The 21150-nt window shown below is 42.9% G+C and carries 22 protein-coding genes; 4 read left to right on the top strand and 18 right to left on the bottom strand.

Annotation, left to right across the window (positions count from 1 at the left end):
* Positions 1-90: 90 nt before the first annotated feature.
* From ACFI6L_RS19250 to cysK, 9 genes are all read right to left on the bottom strand, one after another.
* Complete coding sequence (locus tag ACFI6L_RS19250) at positions 91-480, bottom strand: hypothetical protein (RefSeq protein ID WP_342326363.1); 390 nt, start codon at positions 478-480, stop codon at positions 91-93.
* A gap of 120 nt (positions 481-600) precedes the next feature.
* Entirely contained in the window at positions 601-1017 is a 417-nt protein-coding gene (locus tag ACFI6L_RS19245; protein ID WP_342326364.1) for a hypothetical protein, read from the bottom strand.
* Positions 1018-1166: 149 nt separating this feature from the next.
* The gene (locus tag ACFI6L_RS19240; protein WP_342326365.1) at positions 1167-1448 is read right to left on the bottom strand and encodes a hypothetical protein; all 282 of its coding nucleotides are present in this window, start codon (positions 1446-1448) and stop codon (positions 1167-1169) included.
* Between the two features lie 141 nt (positions 1449-1589).
* Complete coding sequence (locus tag ACFI6L_RS19235) at positions 1590-2048, bottom strand: nuclear transport factor 2 family protein (protein WP_342326366.1); 459 nt, start codon at positions 2046-2048, stop codon at positions 1590-1592.
* A gap of 124 nt (positions 2049-2172) precedes the next feature.
* The gene (locus ACFI6L_RS19230; protein ID WP_342326367.1) at positions 2173-2502 is read right to left on the bottom strand and encodes a hypothetical protein; all 330 of its coding nucleotides are present in this window, start codon (positions 2500-2502) and stop codon (positions 2173-2175) included.
* A gap of 144 nt (positions 2503-2646) precedes the next feature.
* Positions 2647-3144, bottom strand: a complete 498-nt coding sequence (locus ACFI6L_RS19225) for a hypothetical protein (RefSeq protein WP_342326231.1) — start codon at positions 3142-3144, stop codon at positions 2647-2649.
* 682 nt (positions 3145-3826) lie between these two features.
* Positions 3827-4177, bottom strand: a complete 351-nt coding sequence (locus tag ACFI6L_RS19220; protein ID WP_321825112.1) for a hypothetical protein — start codon at positions 4175-4177, stop codon at positions 3827-3829.
* Positions 4178-5316: 1139 nt separating this feature from the next.
* Entirely contained in the window at positions 5317-5775 is a 459-nt protein-coding gene (locus ACFI6L_RS19215; protein ID WP_014949692.1) for a nuclear transport factor 2 family protein, read from the bottom strand.
* Positions 5776-6019: 244 nt separating this feature from the next.
* Positions 6020-6985 carry a cysteine synthase A gene (cysK, locus tag ACFI6L_RS19210; RefSeq protein ID WP_462574627.1) on the bottom strand — a complete coding sequence of 322 codons (966 nt, stop codon included), beginning with the start codon at positions 6983-6985 and terminating at the stop codon, positions 6020-6022.
* 271 nt (positions 6986-7256) lie between these two features.
* Here cysK and ACFI6L_RS19205 point away from each other — a divergent pair, with 271 nt between their 5' ends.
* From ACFI6L_RS19205 to ACFI6L_RS19195, 3 genes are read left to right on the top strand one after another with little or no spacing between them, the layout of a single operon-like run.
* Positions 7257-8093: an AAA family ATPase gene (locus ACFI6L_RS19205; protein ID WP_039220753.1), complete on the top strand. Its 837-nt coding sequence runs from the start codon at positions 7257-7259 to the stop codon at positions 8091-8093.
* Positions 8093-9274, top strand: coding sequence for a vWA domain-containing protein (locus ACFI6L_RS19200; RefSeq protein ID WP_039227619.1), 1182 nt, complete (start codon positions 8093-8095; stop codon positions 9272-9274). Before ACFI6L_RS19205 ends, ACFI6L_RS19200 begins: the two co-directional genes overlap by 1 nt.
* Before the next feature lie 48 nt (positions 9275-9322).
* Positions 9323-10042: a nucleotidyltransferase family protein gene (locus tag ACFI6L_RS19195; protein WP_462574626.1), complete on the top strand. Its 720-nt coding sequence runs from the start codon at positions 9323-9325 to the stop codon at positions 10040-10042.
* 111 nt (positions 10043-10153) lie between these two features.
* Here the strand turns inward: ACFI6L_RS19195 and ACFI6L_RS19190 are convergent, their stop codons facing one another.
* The 9 genes from ACFI6L_RS19190 to cmoA all read right to left on the bottom strand — a co-directional run bounded on the left by ACFI6L_RS19190 (position 10154) and on the right by cmoA (position 20304).
* Complete coding sequence (locus ACFI6L_RS19190; protein ID WP_462574625.1) at positions 10154-11527, bottom strand: MATE family efflux transporter; 1374 nt, start codon at positions 11525-11527, stop codon at positions 10154-10156.
* Between the two features lie 100 nt (positions 11528-11627).
* Positions 11628-12842: a molybdopterin molybdotransferase MoeA gene (gene moeA / locus ACFI6L_RS19185; RefSeq protein ID WP_101564748.1), complete on the bottom strand. Its 1215-nt coding sequence runs from the start codon at positions 12840-12842 to the stop codon at positions 11628-11630.
* Positions 12843-12980: 138 nt separating this feature from the next.
* Complete coding sequence (locus ACFI6L_RS19180) at positions 12981-13652, bottom strand: phosphoglycolate phosphatase (RefSeq protein ID WP_318487857.1); 672 nt, start codon at positions 13650-13652, stop codon at positions 12981-12983.
* 99 nt (positions 13653-13751) lie between these two features.
* Positions 13752-15506, bottom strand: coding sequence for a sugar phosphorylase (locus tag ACFI6L_RS19175; RefSeq protein WP_061095214.1), 1755 nt, complete (start codon positions 15504-15506; stop codon positions 13752-13754).
* A 5-nt stretch (positions 15507-15511) separates the two neighbouring features.
* The gene (locus ACFI6L_RS19170) at positions 15512-16735 is read right to left on the bottom strand and encodes a glycosyltransferase family protein (protein WP_014949682.1); all 1224 of its coding nucleotides are present in this window, start codon (positions 16733-16735) and stop codon (positions 15512-15514) included.
* 12 nt (positions 16736-16747) lie between these two features.
* Positions 16748-17557, bottom strand: a complete 810-nt coding sequence (locus ACFI6L_RS19165; RefSeq protein ID WP_014949681.1) for an HAD-IIB family hydrolase — start codon at positions 17555-17557, stop codon at positions 16748-16750.
* Positions 17554-18426, bottom strand: a complete 873-nt coding sequence (locus ACFI6L_RS19160; protein ID WP_423083152.1) for a kinase — start codon at positions 18424-18426, stop codon at positions 17554-17556. Before ACFI6L_RS19160 ends, ACFI6L_RS19165 begins: the two co-directional genes overlap by 4 nt.
* A 94-nt stretch (positions 18427-18520) precedes the next feature.
* Positions 18521-19519: a tRNA 5-methoxyuridine(34)/uridine 5-oxyacetic acid(34) synthase CmoB gene (gene cmoB, locus ACFI6L_RS19155; protein WP_462574624.1), complete on the bottom strand. Its 999-nt coding sequence runs from the start codon at positions 19517-19519 to the stop codon at positions 18521-18523.
* Between the two features lie 53 nt (positions 19520-19572).
* Positions 19573-20304 (bottom strand): carboxy-S-adenosyl-L-methionine synthase CmoA, encoded by a 732-nt coding sequence (gene cmoA / locus ACFI6L_RS19150; protein ID WP_039227627.1) that lies wholly within the window; start codon positions 20302-20304, stop codon positions 19573-19575.
* 173 nt (positions 20305-20477) lie between these two features.
* Here cmoA and ACFI6L_RS19145 point away from each other — a divergent pair, with 173 nt between their 5' ends.
* A complete protein-coding gene (locus ACFI6L_RS19145; RefSeq protein ID WP_014976692.1) occupies positions 20478-21113 on the top strand; it encodes a response regulator transcription factor in 636 nt (211 codons plus the stop codon).
* Positions 21114-21150: the final 37 nt, after the last annotated feature.

Below are 21150 nucleotides of genomic sequence, written 5' to 3'. Positions count from 1 at the left end.
TAAATATGGGGCACAAATAGGCAGGCTATAATGGCGAAGCCGCCTGCCTGTTTGTGTCCCAGCCCGCCTGCGGGCGACATTATTTTTTTGTTAGGAGACATAGCTTGATACCTCCTTGTTTTTATAGCCGACTTTGGTTGCTACGAACATAACCATAATTGAAATTAAAGTGTCAAAGGCTAAATTAGTAGAAATATAACCACCGCCAGCAAACAACATAAGTACGAAAGTTGATATTAAAAAACTGCAAACATACATCACAAACGCATGCAAATATGGCTTTTTATTTACACCTGTAGCAAACCACCAGAAAACCACAAAGGTTAAAGCGCCGCCTACAATATACGACGTAGCCAAGAATGAAAAAGCAGTAGTAGCGATCCCAAAACGACTAAACACTAAAACCAAAATCGCCACACTCAATGCGGGCAAAAGAATTGATAAAGGGATAAACATAAAAATCCTTTTATACTGCAACATTCCCTTGTCTCCTAACGGCCCGCATAACGGGCAAAAATACGTAGGCTATAATAACGAGGGAAGCGAAGGGAGCCTACGTGTTTTTGTCCCTAGCGAGCGCAGCGAGTGTTAATGCGTTTGTTAGGTGCGGTGAGCTTTAAACGCCCGAACGACCATAAATGAAACGATACCAGCATAAATAATAAAAAAACAAGATACTGCGGTTGAAGATGTAAAACCGTGAACCAAAGTGAATTTAAGTATACAAAATAAGGTGAAGCCGATCGTTGCAAAACAAGATGTAAGCGCAGCAGCTAGAGAAAATATGGGATAGTCCTCCATCCAACTGGCTAATAAAAATAGGACGCCACAAAAGAAAATGAGAAACTTAAAGTTACCAATTACCGGCAATGCTAAATCTGGTTGTTTGAGAAGAAAAGTTAGAATAATTAGTGGCACACCCAAAGAAAAATTTAAAACCTTTAACTCACCAACAGCCCGTTCAGACTGAACAAACTCTTTCGATTTTGGCCATTTCATTCCATGAAGGTTAAACATTCTGAGAGCACCTAACTTTTAAATAAGGGGCGCAGGCATGTGGGGCATAATGGCGAAGCCGCCCCGCATGTATGCGTCCCAGCCCGCGCAGCGGGCGTACTTAATTTTTTTGTTATAAGCCACTTTTAATACGACCTAGTTTAGCTAAATTAATCACCACAGCCGCCACCAGAATCTGAACCCTCATTACCCGAATATAAGTTACTACTATCAGAACCGTCCGCAACAGGATTGCCGGCATTTACTTTAGGGTTTATTGAGCGAAGGACAAGCAAAGTAATAGCTGGGCCACCTACTGGAATAAGCCAATTAACAAGTAACGTAATAACTCGAGAGCTATTATTGATGAATAATGTGTTGTTAACAGCTAGTGTATTAAAAAATGCCCAAGCCAAATGAACACAAACAATTCCAGCTAATAAGTAAACCATAAGTTAGGTTTTCCTGGTGGCATATAACGCTAAGCTTTGGGGCGCTAGCGCGTGGGCTAAAATCCGAACGAAGTGAGTCAGCCCACGTGTTAGCGTCCCAGCGACCGAAGGGAGTGCCAACAGCGTTTTGTTATACACACATCAACCGTGATGCCTGCGAATATGCGTAATCAACTTAGCATCATTGAATTCTAAGGTTACTATATTTACTGAGCTGTAGGTTATATCTTTGTCTAAATGATTCGGCCTGACTTTTCCTGACTCAGTCATTTTAATAATGGCAACATTTCCCCCAGTCATTATTTCGTTTATAACTATTGAACTGTAGTAAATTTTGTCACTCATTTTGGCAATCAGACCTTCACGTAAAGCGGACTTTTCCGTAATCGTTACTTTAAACTTCACATGTTCATCGACAAATTCATCTGCAATTAAATTAATAAAGGCATCAATATCCTGAATTGTAGTATCAGGTTGCTGTCGAGCATTTTTGGCTTCAACAAATTTTGTCGCTAGTTGCTCCAGTTCTCCCTCTGAGAGAGCAGCATTGGAAACAAACGAAAGAGGTAAAGAAACAAATAAAAGTATGAGCTTATACATAACCTTCCTTGTGTGTATAACTTTTCAATAACGGGCGCAGGCACGTGGGGCATAATCGCGAAGCGGCCCTGCGTGTATGCGTCCCAGCGAACGAAGTGAGTGAGTTTATTGAGTTGTTATGCACCTAAACCACCGTATATGAGAGTGTAACTGGTGAGCCAATAGAAAAAGAAGCTTTAGTGATAACATTTGGCAGATCAATGACTCTTGAATCGTACTCAGTAACAAATGAAACGAAGATATCTGTATTCTCTACTTCTACACAATTAGAAGTTACAAAACTTCCTATAAATTCCAGTGAAGATGGTGTCAGAGGAACGCACACTACAAAACCACCTAATTTTTTATTAGGTCTACAAGATGAGGCTTTAAGGCTTGATTTGATTTCGTTGGATAATTCTTCTGTAAGCGAAAAGAATCTAAAGCTGATATTTAATTCAATGTCTGAGTCCATTCAATGTGTCCGTAAGTGCATAACACCCCACTAAGGGGCGATAACACATGGGCTAAAATTAGGAACGAAGTGACGCAGCCCATGTGTTAGCGTCCCAGCGAGCGAAGCGAGAGCCTTGAGTGGTTTGTTAGCAGCCAATGCTATTCAAACCTTGTCGATTTTTAAAATTCCGTTTCCAAATTTTGACAGGTAAACAATAGTTACGCATTGTCCGTTTTGAATAAATGTATCGTGCTCTCGATTAGCGAAAAAATATTGTTTAGCAGCGTAATCATTGTATTGGAATTTTATACCTGAAACGAAGAATGTTTCTTCTCTACTGTTGCCTCTTACTATTTCGTGGTTGGCAATACAACCAGATGTAACCTGAACTTGCTTAACTAAAATAGCATTTTGAACTTGATATGTATCCCAGCTATTAAGAAGTGTAGTGATAAAAGCAATTCCCCATATGCTCAGACTAACGCCTAAGATGTGATGGGGTTTTGCCTTGATTAAATCTGAAAGGGAGTGCAGCAAAGGTGTGAATTTAAAAATCGCAAGGAGGGCTGCACCAACGATTACTAAGCCAATTGGATAGAAACTAAGGTTTATGGACTCCACACTGCTTACGAAGTATGTGTTACTTGAAGGTTCTAACATCGTACTAAACTTAAATTTCCATACTTGGCAGCTAACTTTTAAATAAGGGGCGCAGGCGCGTAGGGCATAATGGCGAAGCCGCCCTGCGTGTATGCGTCCCAGCGAACGAAGTGAGTGACTTAATTTTTTTGTTATACGCGTTTTTCAACGAAGTGCATACCCCAGCGGTTTGATGCAGAAAGCATAAAGGCAAAATAAACGATTGAAAAAACACAGCCCAAGAATGCTTCACTTCCTGTTTTTAATAGTAGAGATTTATAGAAATTCACTATGAGGCAAAACAGACTTATAAACCAAATTGCTTTTATAACGTTATCGTAAATATGGTTTTTTAGAATGCCGCTGTGTTCTTGTAGGCTGAGGAAAAAGCCTGAAAGTTTACAAATAAGTCAAGTTAAGAAAAAAGATGAGAATGAAATGAAGATTGCAGCTGCTATTTCTTGAGTAAACACGCCGATTAAAAGCGCTGAACCACACCAAATTAGTGGTAACTTAAGTCCTAATTTTTGAGTAATGAGAAGGTACTTAGGTTTTTTAAGCTGCATTTCTATCCTTGATGCTCATAGCGTATAACACCCCACATAAGGGGCAGTAACACGTGGGCTAAAATCCGAGCGAAGCGACAGAGCCCACGTGTTACTGTCCCAGCGAGCCTGCGAGCGGCTTAATGTGATTGTTATGTTTACTTGCCTAAAAAGCGCAGTTGTATTTTTAACATAAACGCCAGCAGTAATCCGCAAACAATAGGTGTTGCCAATATAAAGTTTACTCTTCCTTGATGCCAATTTTGAGAAACCCAATAAATAACAAAGAGTACTGAATAAACAGGAAACAGCACCATTAACTTGTTTTTTTGTACTGCCACCTTTGTGTATTGCCCTAGGGCCAGTGACATAAAGAAGAGAAAAGAAAAAACGAAATAAGTTATATACAGAGTATTGTATATAGCTTCCAGCAATGGATTTTGAATAAGGAGTATGAAGAATAGAATGCTCAACCCAATAAATGGATAGCGCGCCGTTTTAATACTCATTAATGCCTAATTCCTAGGGTAAACATAACTTTTAAATAAGGGGCGCAGGCATGTGGGGCATAATGGCGAAGCCGCCCCGCATGTATGCGTCCCAGCGAACGCAGTGAGTGACTTGATTTTTTTGTTATACGCCAAGTCAGAACAACCTTTCATAGCTCTTTTGTACCAATAATATTTGGGTATGGTGTAAAACCCCAGCGTAAATAACCGCATAGAAGATAGGAAAGAATAACACCAAGAGTAACGAAAAAAGTTATCCAAGAGCCTTCGGAAATAACAAACATTGCTATAAAAGTGACTATGCCAACTAAACCTGAGAATGACACCCATTTTTCATGGGCTTTACTATCAAATTTCAATCTTTTCTTGCCACTACTGAGAAACAATTCCGTTAAGTTCGCTTTGCAGAAGGGGCACAAAAATCCATTTTTAGAGCCCAACTTGTAGCCATCTACAGCCTCCTTGCAAGGAAACTTACTATGGCAGTTGCAGCAACAATATTTCATCATGGCGTATAACGCTAAGCTTTGGGGCGCTAGCACGTGGGCTAAAATCCGAACGAAGTGAGTCAGCCCACGTGTTAGCGTCCCAGCGACCGGAGGGAGTGCCAACAGCGTTTTGTTAGGCGTACAAAGAAACGTACGCAGCTTTGCTGCCACCACTAGCCAAATAGGCCGCGTGTTTAAATTATTGAATTTAAGATAAAACAACCCTGTGCGAAATGCCAGATGTAAAGGATATTGCTGGATAAAAGAGCGAGTTTAGAAAGCTGGTGATGCAGAATGTTGGCGTTGCGGTGTTGATGAAAGCACGTTGCTAAAGCCGTTGAAACTACCGAAAAAGTAAGCTTTAAAGACACCCTAGCAAAACAACTTTGATGCTGGAATGTCACTGCTAAACCTACATTTTAATGCTGTGAGTAAATGACGCCTAACAATTTAATGTACAGAAAAAATCCTTTATACAAGGTGGAAACTATCCGTATATCACTTATGAGCGTTTTAAAATTATTATCCTAAAACAATACTTTGAACAAAAAATAAACGCTTTTAAGCATAAAAGCCGGAAAACATCCTTTTTATTTTCTTCATTTGTAAAAAGCTACGTTGCTGGCCATAAAAACAACGTTTATCTACACGTTATAAATAGGCATCTGGATGAATTTTATTAACCTTCCATTCACCGTCTTCTTTAATCAAGTCTAGGCTACGCAAGTCTTCAATTTTATCGTCGTTGTATGTTCCACTTAAAAATACGGTGATTGTCGATTTTTCTGCGAACTCGTTGCGGCCAACTCGGCCTGCACTTTGAGGCGTGATGGTGACGGTGTCATATTTAAGGTTTAAGAGGTGGCGCTGAACGTTACTGTTAGTGTGGTATCTCGTTAAGATACGAGACAGTTTTTCGCTTGATAGGCGAATTGCTGTATCAAGGTTGTCATCTTCATAAACACTTTTGAGAAACGCTACGGTGGTGTACTCAGGGGTACTTTCATCAAGCATGCCGTACCGCCCGATGCCTTCTTCCTTTTTACCGCAAGCGGATAAAATCAACACTGTAAAAAGCCCGAATAGGGCGTACCACATACGCGTTTTCATTTGGATTACCTTAATGTAAAGAGGTCCGTTTCTTATTGATAGTTTTATATCTCAACGAAGTCAATGTGCTCGCCGCTTCGCTAATCTATGCTTTGATTATTCACAATATTGCGCACAAAAGCAAAGTAATAGAGCGTAAAACTCAGGTGTTTGTTTTCATGAAACTTCAGGAGAAACAGAAGAGAGTAGGCATAAAAAACGAGGCACTAGGCCTCGTTTTTAAATAATTGAAACATTTTGGTGGTTATTGAACTTCTTCTTGTTCGTCGAACGCACCAGCAAACAGAGGGCTACTTAGGTAACGTTCTGTGCCGCTTGCTAGAAGTACTACAACCACTTTGTCTTTGTTTTCTGGGCGTTCAGCAAAACGCTTAGCAGCAACAACGGCTGCACCAGAAGAAATACCTGCAAGAATACCCTCGTCGGTCATTAACTTGCGCGCCATGTCCATACATTCTTCGTTGGTAACTTGCTCAACTTCGTCAATTAGGTCTAGGTCTAGGTTACCTGGAATGAAACCTGCGCCAATACCTTGAATTTTGTGTGGGCCAGGGGTTAATTCTTCGCCCGCAAGCGCTTGGGTAATTACTGGAGAGTCTGTTGGCTCAACAGCAATTGAAGTGATCGCTTTACCTTTCGTATTTTTAAGGTAGCGACTTACACCCGTGATAGTACCGCCCGTACCTACACCAGCTACGAATGCATCTACTTTACCGTCTGTATCTTCCCAAATTTCAGGGCCAGTGGTTTTTTCGTGAATAGCCGGGTTAGCCGGGTTGTCGAACTGTTGAAGCAATACGTATTTGTCTGGATCTGATGCCACAATTTCTTGTGCAGCGGCAACCGCACCTTTCATGCCCTTAGGCGCTTCAGTAAGGACAAGGTTTGCGCCCAAAGCTTTTAGAAGTTTGCGACGCTCAAGGCTCATGCTGCTAGGCATGGTTAGCGTTAGCTTATAACCGCGAGACGCTGCAACAAACGCCAAAGCGATACCTGTGTTACCACTGGTCGGCTCTACAATTTGTTTACCTTCGGTAAGGACACCGCGCTTTTCAGCATCCCAAATCATGTTTGCGCCAATACGGCACTTAACGCTGAAGCTCGGGTTACGCGATTCAATTTTTGCGTATACATTACCTGATGTTACGCGATTTAGCTTTACTAGTGGCGTGCGGCCAATAGATAGGGAATTGTCGTCAAATACGTTCATTATAAATCCTTACCTCGTTTCTTATTTTATAGGAAACCCCGTCTGTCGTGATCTGTACGACCTTTTTAGTAGTTAATAATTCAACGAATGTGATAGTTAATAATTCACAGCCTGAATTAGGGGATTTCGTCATACCCCTATATCATTGGTCCCAATCAGTAAAATGCAAAGTGCTTTTTAGCTATATGTTATATCTATGGGCAATCATGAGAAGGCCTTGATATTATGGTTAAAATTGCAAAGACGAAAAATTATACGGAGTACAACAATAATGGCTTTTAGTGGCACGTCTAATTATATCGCAACCAAAGACTTACAGCTGGCGGTTAACGCAGCTATTACGCTAGAGCGTCCGCTTTTAATTAAAGGCGAGCCGGGCACAGGTAAAACCATGCTTGCTGAAGAATTGGCCGAGAGTTTAGGCACCGAACTAATTCAGTGGCACATTAAATCAACCACTAAAGCACAGCAAGGTTTGTACGAATACGACGCAGTATCGCGTCTTCGCGACTCTCAACTTGGTGATGATCGCGTTCACGATATCAGCAACTACATCGTAAAAGGTAAATTATGGGAAGCCTTTAGCGCAGAAAAGCGCCCGGTACTATTAATTGATGAAATTGATAAAGCTGACATTGAGTTTCCCAACGACTTGCTGCTAGAGCTCGATAAGATGGAATTCTTCGTTTATGAAACACAAGAACGTGTAGTCGCGAAGCAGCGTCCGATTGTTATTATTACATCGAACAACGAAAAAGAGCTGCCAGATGCTTTCTTGCGCCGTTGTTTCTTTCACTACATTCAGTTCCCGAATCCAGAGGAAATGCAAGAAATCGTTAACGTACATTTCCCAGATTTAAAAAAAAAGCTGCTTGATGAAGCGTTAAAGGCTTTCTTTGAAATTCGAGATGTACCAGGGCTTAAGAAAAAGCCTTCTACCTCTGAACTTATCGACTGGTTGAAGCTTTTAGTTGCTGAAGATATCCCACCAGAAGCGCTTCACTCAAAAGACGGAAAAGCTGCTATTCCACCACTTTACGGGGCACTACTTAAAAACGAACAAGACATACATTTGTTTGAAAAACTGGTCTTTATGGCGCGTCGCTAATGCTTATTCAGTTTTTTTATACACTGCGAAAATATCAGGTTAAAACCACGCTGCGCGAGTTGCTGGATTTGCTTAGTGCGCTTGAAAAGCACGTGGTGTATGCCGATATCGAAGCGTTCTACAGTTTGTCGCGTACCATAATGGTGAAGGACGAAACTCAGTACGATAAGTTCGACAGGGCGTTTGCTGAATATTTTGAAGGTGTTGAATCTGTCGATTTGTTTGGCAAAGAGATTCCTGAGGAATGGCTGCGTAAGGAAATTGAAAAAAATTTAAGCCCTGAAGAGCGTGAGGCGCTGCGTAAAGCCGGTGGCCTTGAAGAACTGATGGAAACGTTGAAAAAGCGCTTAGAAGAACAAGAAAAGCGTCACCAAGGTGGAAATAAATGGGTAGGCACCGGTGGAACATCCCCGTTTGGCGCTTATGGCGACAATCCAGAAGGTGTGCGAATAGGGCAAAAGGGAAACAGAAAGTTTTCGGCAGTAAAAGTATGGGATAAACGCGAGTTTAAAAACCTAAGCTCTGATGTAGAACTGGGTACGCGTAACATAAAAGTGGCTCTTAGGAAGCTACGCAAGTTTGCTCGCACCGGCGCCAGTGAGCAGCTAGATGTGCCAACGACCATAGGTGAGACAGCTAAAAAAGGCGGCTTACTCGATATCCACATGGCACCAGAGCGTCACAATGCGGTAAAAGTGTTGATGTTTTTTGATGTGGGAGGCTCTATGGACCCACACGTAAAAAGTACTCAAGAGCTTTTCTCTGCGGTGCAAAGCGAGTTTAAATACTTAGAGTACTTTTATTTCCACAACTGCGTGTATGAGGAGGTGTGGAAAGATAACCTTCGTCGCAATAAAGAACGCATTCCTATTTGGGATATCATTCATCGCTACGGAAAAGACTACAAGGTTATTTTCGTAGGTGACGCTACCATGGGGCCGTATGAAATAACGTATCCAGGTGGCAGTGTAGAGCATTGGAATGAAGAACCGGGCAGTGTGTGGATGCAGCGTTTATTGAACCACTTTAACAACGCAGTGTGGCTTAATCCGCAAGCTGAGAATTATTGGCCGTATTATTCGTCTATCAAAATTATTCGTGAAATTATGGAAGACAGAATGTATGGGCTTACGCTTGAAGGGTTAACCGCTGCTATCAAAGGGCTTAGCAGAAGCCGCTAAGCCCTTTGACGTGTAACGTTTTATTTCTTTGATATAACGGATGTTGAATTGAAGTCGGAAAATTATGCCGTAGCACTTGTGGTGTTGGCGGGCGGAAAGAGCGCTCGCTACAAGGGTAATAAGCTTTTATCGGAACACCCAATTTCTGCGCTTTCTCTTATACAACACAGTGTGGGGGAGGTAGTTAGTGCGCGCAATGACTTGGCGTTAACCAGTGAATTACCCATTACTGTTGTTACGGGTAAATGGCATGATTCCGTAAATACGCAGCTAAAACACTCTCCATGTAAAGTTTCTGAACTACCCATCAGTATCGTTCACAACGCTAATTGGGATGAAGGCCTTGCATCAAGTATTCGCATTGGACTCACGCACCTTTTAAGCCGTTCATCACTGTCGAAATCAGTGTCCCCGACAGCAAAGGGCTTGTGTACAAGATCTACTCATGTGCTATTCACGTTGGCCGATTTGCCGAGTCTTAATGCACAAGACTTCGTTCGCCTTATCAACACTTCTTATGCGAACCCTAATCACATAGTATGCAGTGAATGGCAAATCCAGGGAGAGAACAATAGTCGATTAACCGTACCTGCTATCTTCCCTGAAGCGGTATTTAGTGAACTGCTAGCGCTAAGTGGCGATATGGGGGCTAAGCCGGTTATTAAGAAGTATGCGAAATTAGGTAGGGTAACGGCTGTGTCTATACCTAACGCACAATTTGATATAGACACGCCACAAGACTGGGACAAACTAAAAAGCAGGGGGTAACTGCTTTGGTTCAATTGAACGGTTTAAACGTTCAGTGTGCTTATACCAGTCCGCATAGATCTTTACCCACTCAGCGCCCTCTGAATGGGCATTTATCTATACGGGCTGGTATCATATATTCGCGATACGATGCACAGCACTGGGCCTTTGGATGTAAAGAAGGCGTGCACCTAGCATAACAGCTGCAGCACTCAATCCTACAATGAAGCCAATCCAAAACCCTGCTGCGGCCATTGGTTCTGCCGTTATCCAGTTTGTTCTACCTAAAATAACGCCTGTAGGTAGACCTATTAACCAGTAGGACACAAAGGTAATAATAAACATCGCTGTTGTGTCTTTATAGCCGCGTAATGCATTAGCCGAAATCACCTGAACCGCATCAGACAATTGGAATAACGCCGCATAAATCAATAACGCATTTGCCAGGTTATATACGGCTTCGTCGCTGGTGTACAGGCCAATGATGAATCCCTTTGCTAGCAGAGTGAAGCTAGCCGTACACGCAGCGGTGAAAAACCCGATCAAAATAGCGGTTCGAGCTGCAATTTTTGCCTGTCGTGGGTTATTTTGCCCTATGCGATAGCCAATGCGAATTGCTGCTGCCATACCAATGCTCATAGGAAACATGAACATCAGGGCCGAGAAGTTCAGTGCGACTTGGTGGGCCGCTACCGTTGTGGCACCAAAAGGGGCTAATAACAATGCAACCAGTGAAAACAGCGTCACTTCAAATAGGATAGTCATAGCAATGGGCAAGCCCATTTTGAAGGTGCGATTTATGGTTACCATGTTAGGTTTATACAATTGTCCGAACAAATTGTACTTTTGCAGGGCAGGGGCAAAACGAACATAGATAACGGTTGCTATAAGCATAGTGTAAATCACAATGGCCGTTGCAATACCACAACCCGCACCGCCCATAGCTGGTAATGGGCCTACACCATAGATAAACAGGTAGTTCCCTACAATGTTCGCCATCAGCCCGATAACCGTAATAATCATAGTGGGTTTGGTTTTACCCAAGCCTTCACAATAGTTTCTAAGCCATTGGTAAAGTGCAAATCCAGGCATAGCGAACAGCACATACAGTACGTAGTCTACGGTAATGCTAAATAGCTCGGGCGCCATAGGGAACAGCGCGACTATGCTTTCAGTAAATGGAATTAAGCCTGCTACCGCTAATCCCACAAAGAAAACCAGATAACCAGCTTGCTGACTTGCGTCGGCAATACCACTTAAATTTTTGTTTCCCTGCAGCCGTGAAATGATTGGGGGAAGTGCCAGCGCTATACCCTGTATAAAGCAAAGCAGTGGCACAGTGATGCTAAATCCAAGTGCTACCGCAGCCATGTCGGTTGCACTGTAACGCCCAGCCATAATAGTATCGCTAACGCCCATTAGCATTTGAGTAATCTGCGCAACCAACAATGGCCATGCTAGTTTTAAAATGTCTCTTCCTTCTAAAAGAAAGCGTTTCTTATTCACGGTAATGTGTCTCTATATGGGTCGCCTAGGGCGATAAAAATGCAGAAAATAAAAACGAGCTCAAAAGCCTTAACGAAGTAGCGTTTCAACAACGAACTTGTTAAAAATGTAGCGGTATAACCGGAACCGTATCGCCAACTTTTAACTCACTTATATCTTCATGTACTACCATTAGGCAGTTAGCAGAAGTGATTGAAGTCATAACGCCAGAGCTTTGTGACTTAAATGGTGTGACTTCCCATTCACCTTGATTATTTCTTACCATGGTTGCACGCTGAAAGTCTCGGCGGCCTGCACGTCGCTTAAGAGGTGTCGTAATGCTAGCGTTAACAAAGAACGGCTCGTGCGGTTGTACTTGTCCTTGCATTTTTTTGATAACAGGCACAACCAATAATTTTGCGGTAACAAATGAAGACACAGGGTTGCCAGGCAAACCGCAAAACAACGTGTTGTTTATTTTGCCCAGTGCAAAGGGTTTACCCGGTTTAACTGCGACTTTCCAAAAGTCGATAGTGCCCAATTCAGCGATGATATCTTTTACATAGTCGGCATCGCCCACAGATACACCACCGCTACTTACCATTACATCTACACGCTCGCTCGCCTCAATGAAGAGTTTACGCAAAGAAGCTTCGTCGTCTTCTACAATGCCGAAATCAACAAGCTCTACGTTTTCATTGCTTAAAATGCTGCTTACACCAACGCGATTAGACTCGAAAATTTGTGTCGATTTACAGGGTTCGCCAGGTGCAGCAAGTTCAGAACCAGTCGCGACTACACCAACGCGAAGTTTTCTGAATACTGCCACCTTACTGTTTCCTTGGGAGGACAGCAGCATAAGGTGTTCGGCGTGAAGGCGCGTGCCCTTGCTTATTAGTGTATCGCCACTGGCGATATCATTGGCCTTTTTACGTATATTCTCTTGCGCCGATGGAATTTTATTGATCAAAACCTCGCCATCATGACTTTCGGTATTCTCTACCATTACAACGGCGTTAGCATTGGCAGGCACCGGGGCCCCTGTCATTATTTTAAAGGCTTTGCCTTTTTCAAGCGGCTCATCAGCACTCATGCCAGCTGTAATTACACCCTGTACTTCGAGTTTATCACTGTGTTTGAGATCTTCCGCATTTACGGCATAGCCATCCATTGCTGAATTATCCCAGGGCGGGACATCAACGTGGGCAGTTACATCTTGGGCCAAGATGCGGTTGTTGGCGTCAAAAATGCTCACTTGCTCAACGTCGTTTATCGCTTTTGCAGCGTCTAATGCTTTAGTGAGGGCTTCTTCTAGTGAAAGCCATTTAGATGACATACCAACAACTCCATGAAATGATTTAACACGCGGATATTACAGAAAAAGCGGCCTTATACCAAAGGTTAAAGCGTGAAATAAAAGAAAGTATGCGTAAACGACGCAATTGAAGTTTCATCAACGGCTATGTCAGATGAATTAAGAAGCGAACGTTAATATCTCTTCAAAGTCGTCGAAAACCCAGTTAGGTTTATATTTTGCGATGTTCTCACCATAGTTATACCCGTAGGTAAGCCCTATACTTTTTATGTTCGCGGCTTTTGCGGCAACAATGTCATTTTTAGAATCTCCAACCATTACACACTGTGAGGGAGAAACACCAAGCTTTTCACAGGCATGCAGAAGGGGAAGGGAAGAAGGCTTTTTTTCCGGTAAACTATCACCACCAATGGTAAGCGAAAACAACGAAAATATTGAGAACGAAGAAAGAATAGGCTCAATAAATTCCGAAGGTTTATTAGTGATTAATGCTAGCGTGAACCCTTGTTCTTTTAGCGCGTGAAGTGTTGCGAATACGCCGTCGTACAGCACTGTACTTTTAGTATCTAGCGTTCGGTAATAGAACAGAAATTTTTCTAAAGCGGCATCAATCTCGTTTGATGTGTAATGGTGTCTGATCTCTGCGTTGCCGCTCAATCCGCGTTCCACCAGAACACGAGCACCATTTCCAACCCAGTGTCTAATTGTCTGCTCGTTGTAAGTTGGTAATTGGTAGTCGTTTAATGTTTGGTTTAACGCTGTTGCCAAATCAGGAACAGAGTCCACCAAGGTTCCGTCTAAATCGAAAAAAAAGGTATTAATTTCTTGCATTACAAACTTTTTATTTGCTAACTCGTGTGACAAGCATAACACCGCAGTATCCTTACCGCGGTAGATTTATTGGTCGACTGGCGTTATAAGCTCAAAGATTCATTCAAAATCTTGGTTGCTGATCCAAAGCACTTGATAAGGCTTCATTTGTAAGAAACCACTAGAAAGGGCTATCTCGTCACGGGTGATGAGATCAATCCAATTATCTGTGCCAATAAGATTTATGTCAGACAGCAAAATTGTTTGTTCTTCGTCTGAAATATTACTAATACAGAAAATACTTTGCTTTCTATCGAGACTTTGTCGCCAGTAGCCAAATAATTGATTACCAAGCTGCAATGTAAACTGCGTTGCATTGGGGTGAAATGCGGGCTGCGCTTTACGTATGCGTATAAGCTGCGAGATTCGAGTGAGTACTTTATGGTGCTGTGAAAAGGGCGAGTCTAACAGAGCCTCTAATTCGTTAAAGTCCCAACGTTTTCTGTTGATTGAACGATTTTGTCCTGTATTAGCGACCTTTTCGTAATCGTTGGATGTGCCGAGTAAGCTGTGAATGTAAATTCCTGGTATACCTTCCATACCTAACATTATGGCGTGAGCACAAATAAATCGGTCCACTTGATACTTATCAGGGCCCTTGGTGGTTCCTTGCAGCGCGTCGAATAGGGTGATGTTTATCTCGTAAGGCTTTTGCTGACCGTGATCAGAAGCGCGCCACGACACCTTGCCGCCAAAGTGCTGCATTGTATGCACAAGCTCTGAAATTTCTTCATCTGACAGTAGGCCTTCCGCCGGACGCAAGCCAATACCATCGTGCGAAGCGATAAAGTTAAAGTAGGCTGTGCCGTTTTGCGCCGGTGGCATACTCATCATCCAGCTTTTCAAATACGTACAATCACCCGTTACTAATGTATTTACAAGTAACGGCGGAAGCGAAAAGTTGTAGATAGCATGGGCTTCGTTAGCATTACCAAAGTACGTTAGGTTTTCCCTGTTGGGAATATTGGTTTCGGTAATGATTATGATGGAAGGATCCACATGTTCAATCAGCGTTCGGATCAAACGTATGACTTCGTGGGTTTGGAATAGATTAATGCAGTTTGTACCTACAATTTTCCAAAGAAATGCCACTGCGTCTAAGCGAAAGATTTTAGCGCCTTTATCAATATACAGCTTGATGATATCGATAAACGCTAACAACACCTTGGGGTTTCTAAAGTCAAAGTCAACTTGGTCGTGACTAAACGTGCACCATACATGCTTTGTACCGTTGGCGGTTTCCGTCTCTCGCAGCAAGGGCGACACACGAGGTCGAGTTACCATGGAGAGGTCATCAGATGGGTCTGCTGTGAAGAAAAAGTCAGATCCTGGTCCTTCACCCTTCACAAAGTTATCAAACCACACGCTTCTTGCAGAGCAGTGATTGATAACTAAGTCGGTCATCAAGCCATAATCCTCAGCAATGACTTCAATATCGTCCCATGAACCTAGTGCTTCATTCACCGTAGAGTAATCGATAACCGAAAACCCATCGTCTGAGCTGTATGGGAAGAAGGGCAGGATGTGAACGTTATTAACGGTGTTCTTGCAGTAGCGGTGCAAAAACTTATTTAACGTAACCAGCGGGCGCTCCCCTTCGTCAATGACACTATCACCGTAGGTAATCATGATAATGTCATCTTCATCCCAATAATTGTGATGAGACTGAGGTGAAGCAATATCCGTTTGCTGCTGAATGCCTATAGTGTTCATTAACTCAGTCGCTAGCGTCTCATACGAGACGTCCAGCGATACATCGGCATAAATGCTTTCTAAATGGTGTTTTACTTTGTCATGGAGATGGTCCCATGCCATATTACTTACTCCATATATTCTGCAGTATCGGCTTCAACCGCTTCTAATAGTCGCTCTAAAATATCGGGTACCGCGCTGGTCACGCGGTTCCAGCTTGGTATAAACGGCGTTTCCATAGGGTTTTCTAAAAAGTTTTGCCCCGCTTTCATGATGTTACTGGCAAACATTTCTACTGCTTTCTCTTCGCTGTGAATGTCTAAGTTCAAGCCATTCATTACCGCGTCATTGTGGTAGGTTTCTATAAAGTCTAGCGCAATACGGAAATAGGTGGCTTTAATTGAGCGGAACATTTCGTTGCTAAACGTATAGCCTTGCGTGGCAAGTTTTCTGAAAATGGCTTTGGTAATGTCGATAGACATTTTAGATAAACCACCTTGGTCGTTATTAAGCGATAAATCCTGATGTTTATGGTCGTAAATATCACATATATCTGCCTGACACAGGCGATTGTGCGAATAGTTGCGGTGCATTTCAGACAGCACACCAATTTCTAAGCCCCAGTCACTTGGAATGCGAATATCGTTTAGTACGTCGCGTCTAAACGAAAACTCACCCGCTAATGGATAGCGGAAGCTGTCCATAAACTCCAAGTATTCGTTGTCACCCATTATGCGTTTTAATGCACGAAGTAATGGCGTAACAAGAAGTCGAGAAACACGGCCATTAATTTTGCCGTTAGCCACACGCGCATAGTAACCCTTACAAAACTCGTAGTTAAACATTGGGTTGGCTACAGGGTAGATAAGCTTTGCGAGCAAATCTTTGTTATAGGTAACAATATCGCAATCGTGTAGTGCAACAGATTCTGCTCGATTCGATGCTAGTACGTAGCCCATGCAGTACCAAACGTTTCGGCCTTTACCTAACTCCTTTGGCGCCAAGCCTTGAGCCTGAAGCTCTTCATCAAGTGCTTTAAGGCGAGGACCGTCGTTCCATAGCACCCTGTGATGCTGAGGAAGTTTGCCGAAAAACTTTAGTGCGTGTTTGTACTGCTCTTCATTGGCTCGGTCCAGACCGATGACAATTTCTGATAAGTAGGGCACGTCTGTTAATTCGTTGACGATATGTGGAAGTGCGTCGCCTTCTAATTCAGAAAAGAGCGACGGTAATATAAGTGCCATAGGGCGCTTTTGTGAAAACTGTAGAAGCTCTGCTTCAAGCTCTTCGGTAGGACGACGAGCTAAGTTATGTAACGTAGTAACCACACCATTTTGATAAAAATCAGCCATGTGTCCTCCTGATCATAGGGATAGCAATTGAGTAAGCATTTCGTTCCAGCCTTCAGGGCCGGTTAGGGTGCTGGTATAGACCTCTTCTTTTTTTACTGCTGGTGGAGGATTTACCGGGGATAAAATGCGAATGGGGACGTGCGCAGCTTCAAGCATTGCAACGTCGTTCTTACCATCGCCAAGGGCAATAGTGTTAACTTTGGTGGTATGTTGCTTTTGATATTCATTAGCCAGCCACTTGAGGGCCTGGCCTTTATCGCAATTACCTGAAATATGAATGAAGCGGCCGCCTTCCAGAGGGAAAGCACCGCGATCTTTTACTACCTTTAAAAAGCGTTGTTTTTCTTCGTCAGTGCCTAGCCACAAAACCGGCTCGCCAAACTGGCGTTTGGCAGCAAGTGACGCTGACCTTTCGTCAAGCCCAGTACATTCCTGAATTTCTTGAATCGACATTTTTGAGAATTGTTTATACTTGCCGTCAAATTCGCTACCTATTTTTTCAAGTAGCTTAATCCAGTAATTTTTGTTTGAGATAAACGCCTTACACCAGTAGCCATCTATCCAAACCGTACCGCTGGGTTTTTGTTTGAAAAAGCCATGAGGGATGAAAATAGCGGCGCCATTTTCAATAATAAAAGGCCCGTCTAAACCAATACTCTCGCGCAGCGGTTGTAATTCAGCAAAGGTTTTGCTGGTAGTGGGAATAACGGGAATGTCCTTTTTTTCTAATGCCGTTAAAGCCGGTTTCGCCGCCTCGAAAGAGTAGGTATGGTGGTCTAACAGCGTGCCGTCCATATCGGTGAAAACAAGCGTTTTCGTCATCGTTTTACGTCCTGTTTAGTTATCGTTCTTGTTTCATCTAGATAAAACACGGTGTCGCACTTTTCAGGCAAGTGACTTAATGCGTGTTCAGTGATGCGTTGGTAGTGTTGCACAAAGTTTGCCACTTCTTCATCAGACATCACTCCATCGCTATCTTTTAACGCTTTTTGGGCGAGTTTATGTTCTTGTTCTAACCGCCATTGATACACACAGTCGAAACTCGGTGCTTTCAGCATAATGCGGTAGTCTATTTTGTCGAACAACGTCTGATAATCGCCTGCTAGTTCAGTGTTTACAAAAGAGCGCCAAATGCCCAATGGGTCCTCTACTTCTTCAAGGTGGTTTACTGGCCGTTTAAGTTCGCTAGATGTTTGCGCAATAGCGCCCACACACCATCCTTCAAGTATGATGAAATCGGGTGAAGATTCGATTACAGGCCACTGTTCTTTGGGGAACGGGTTATCTGTAGCTTTGTTAAAGCGGGGCAGCGATGTACGCGTGCCTTTTTCTAAACTGCGAAACGTATTTAACGCTAGAGGAATGTCATGAGTACCCGGTACACCACGAGTTGCTAGAAGCGGGTGAACTTTTATTGCTAGCGCATTTCGCTGCGATTGGTCGTAGTAAAAATCGTCAATTGAGAGTGATACCACTTTTTTGTTGTGGACCGAGGTAAGGAAGGACTCGATAAAACTGGTCAGAGTTGATTTACCTGAACCCTGACTACCATTTATGCCCACGATAAATGGTTGTGTTGCACCATCTTGGTGCTTAAGCAGTTGCTCACATAATGGGGTGAACCATTGTTGTGCAGTTTCTGCATAGGTACTTGGCAATTGATGCGTCGTTAGAAAGCCATGTATATCCATGTTGTCACCTTAATCAATGCAGAATTCGCACGTTCTTCTTGATTAAGATAACAACATTTGTGCCAATAGGGTAACAGACGCGTGGACTTACGACTTACTTCTTGTTAGCGACAATAACGGCCCTTTGTGGTGCAGGGTAACCTTCGATAGTGCGAGTAATATCTTCCGGATCGAGAAAATCTTTCAAAGATTGCGTTTCCATCCAAGGCGTTGCTCGCTGCTCATCTAGGGTTGTGTGGTTGATATCTACAACGCGAATATTTTCAAAGCCTAAACGGCCTAACCAAACAGATAGGGCTGCAGTGCTCGGTAAGAACCACACATTTCGCATTTGTGCATAGCGTTCACCCGCCATCAATACTGTGTTTTCATCACCATCCACAACAAGGGTTTCAAGTACCAGTTCGCCACCTTTTCTTAGCTGGTCTTTAAGTTGCTGCAGAAACGCCATTGGGTCTTTACGGTGGTAAAGTACACCCATAGAAAACACAGTGTCGAAAGCTCTCAGTGGCTGCATGTCTTCAATGCCCATCGGTAGAAAATGGATATTCTCGGAAGGCGCACTACTTTTACTAATAAATTGTTTAATGGCGTGAAACTGAATAAGAAACAGTTGGGTAGGATCTATACCTATTACGTTATTGGCACCTTCACCCAGCATGCGCCACATGTGATAACCACTACCACAACCTACGTCTAAAACGTTTCGGTCTTTCAGCGAACTAATATGAGGTGCTACGCGGTCCCATTTCCAGTCCGAACGCCACTCTGTATCAATATGAATTCCATGAAGAATAAATGGCCCTTTTCTCCAGGGCATAAACTGCTTTAGTAATCCTTCAATTTGTTTTTGGACATATTCATCTACGTCATTTTCGGTGCCAATGGAAACGCTTGAGGCTAAATCAACACAACTCGGCGACGTAGTCGGCAGCTTCGAAAGTAAACGGCACCATTTATCAAACTCACCGTGTTTAGCAGTTCGCTGCCAGGTGTCCATTTGTGCCGGCAGCGTTTGAAGCCAATGTGATAGCGGGCTGTCTATTAACGATTTGTAGCAATCGGTAAACCAAGTTTGTTCTAATTTGCTCATACTGTTCTTAATATGTGTTGGCGTTGCGGAAAGACGGACGTAGCGAGATTTGTTTAGCCTTTAATGGCAACCATAGACGTGAAGTTATAACATTTGTACCACATCACAACATCGGTAAACCCGACTTTTCTCAAGCGAGTATCATGCTCGTTAAATGTATCGGTTAGCATTACTTTTTCTAACGCGGCGCGCTTTTGGCTCACTTCTAGTTCACTATAACCGTTGTCGCGCTTAAATTGATGATGTAAATCTACCAGCAGCTCATTGCCAGTAAGGGTAGGGTGGCGTATTTTTTCTGATAGCACCAACATACCGCCGGGGTTTAACCCATCATAAATGCGCTTTAATAACGCTTCGCGGTCAGCGGGTGGGATAAATTGCAAAGTGAAATTCATCACAACCAAAGAGGCATTCTTAATTTCTACACTTTGTGCAAACCCATGCTGAATAACAATTGGGTTTGGCAGTGTGAAGGTCTGTACGACGCGTTTGCAGCGTTCTACCATTGCTTCTGAGGCATCCACACCAATAATTTCACATGTATCGTTAGGTACAGCTCTTGCCACAGATAAACTTGCAGCACCTAAGCTACAGCCAAGATCATAAACGACGGTATTGGGCGTAACTGCAATTTTAGCCAATTCGCCTATGGTGTGAACAATGGTTTCGTATCCAGGCACTGAGCGCTGAATCATATCGGGAAACACATCAACGACAGACTCGTCAAATTTAAAGTCATCTACTTTATTGAGTGCCTTTGCGTATATATTGTCGTGTTTCTTCACAGTGGGTCTTCAATTAACTAATTTGGGGCGCAATTTTACCGTTTGATACGTAAATGCCAATGGAAAACACCAAATTTGTTATATTTTGCGTGATTTTTCTGGTTTAGGGCTTTTCGTTAATGATCTAAAGTATTAATCTATACTCATAATACAATAAGGAAGCAGTAACGCTAATGACAAGAATTCTAGTAGCAGACGATCACCCATTGTTTCGCGAAGCTTTGAGCGGCGCGTTGGAACCTTACTTTGAAAACGCACAGATAATTCAAGCAGGAAGCTTGGATGATGCGATGGCGAAGCTAAACGAATTCGACGGTGTTGAGCTGATCCTTCTTGACCTTAATATGCCTGGCGGTGAATATTTTAACGGCCTTATCACGCTGCGTGAACAATACCCGAATATCCCTATTGGTGTTGTTTCGGGCAGCGATACTGTTGAGGTTGTCGCTCAAGTAATGAGCCTAGGTGCTCAGGGCTTTATCCCCAAAGTGTCCCAAACACGAGAAATTGCTCAGGCTATTGTAGACATTATTGGTGGCAAAAAGTGGCTTCCAGAAGGTATGGAAGAAGAACTAGAGAAAGTTGACGATGAGCTTAAAGTTCTACTTCAGCGCTTCCGTGAACTTACACCTAAACAGATTCAAGTGCTTTCTTACTTACGCGCAGGCTTAATGAACAAGCAAATCGCTCACGAGATGAACGTTACGGAAGCAACCATTAAAGCACACATTAGTGCCATTCTTCGCAAGCTAGAGATCAACACGCGTACGCAAGCCGTATTGTTGATGGATAAACTCCAACTTAGTTAAACTAAGTATTTATCTAGCGCTAATAAAAAACCGGATT

It is taken from the genome of Alteromonas sp. G4i35 (assembly GCF_054960375.1).
This window is presented reverse-complemented; position numbering and strand designations above follow the sequence as displayed.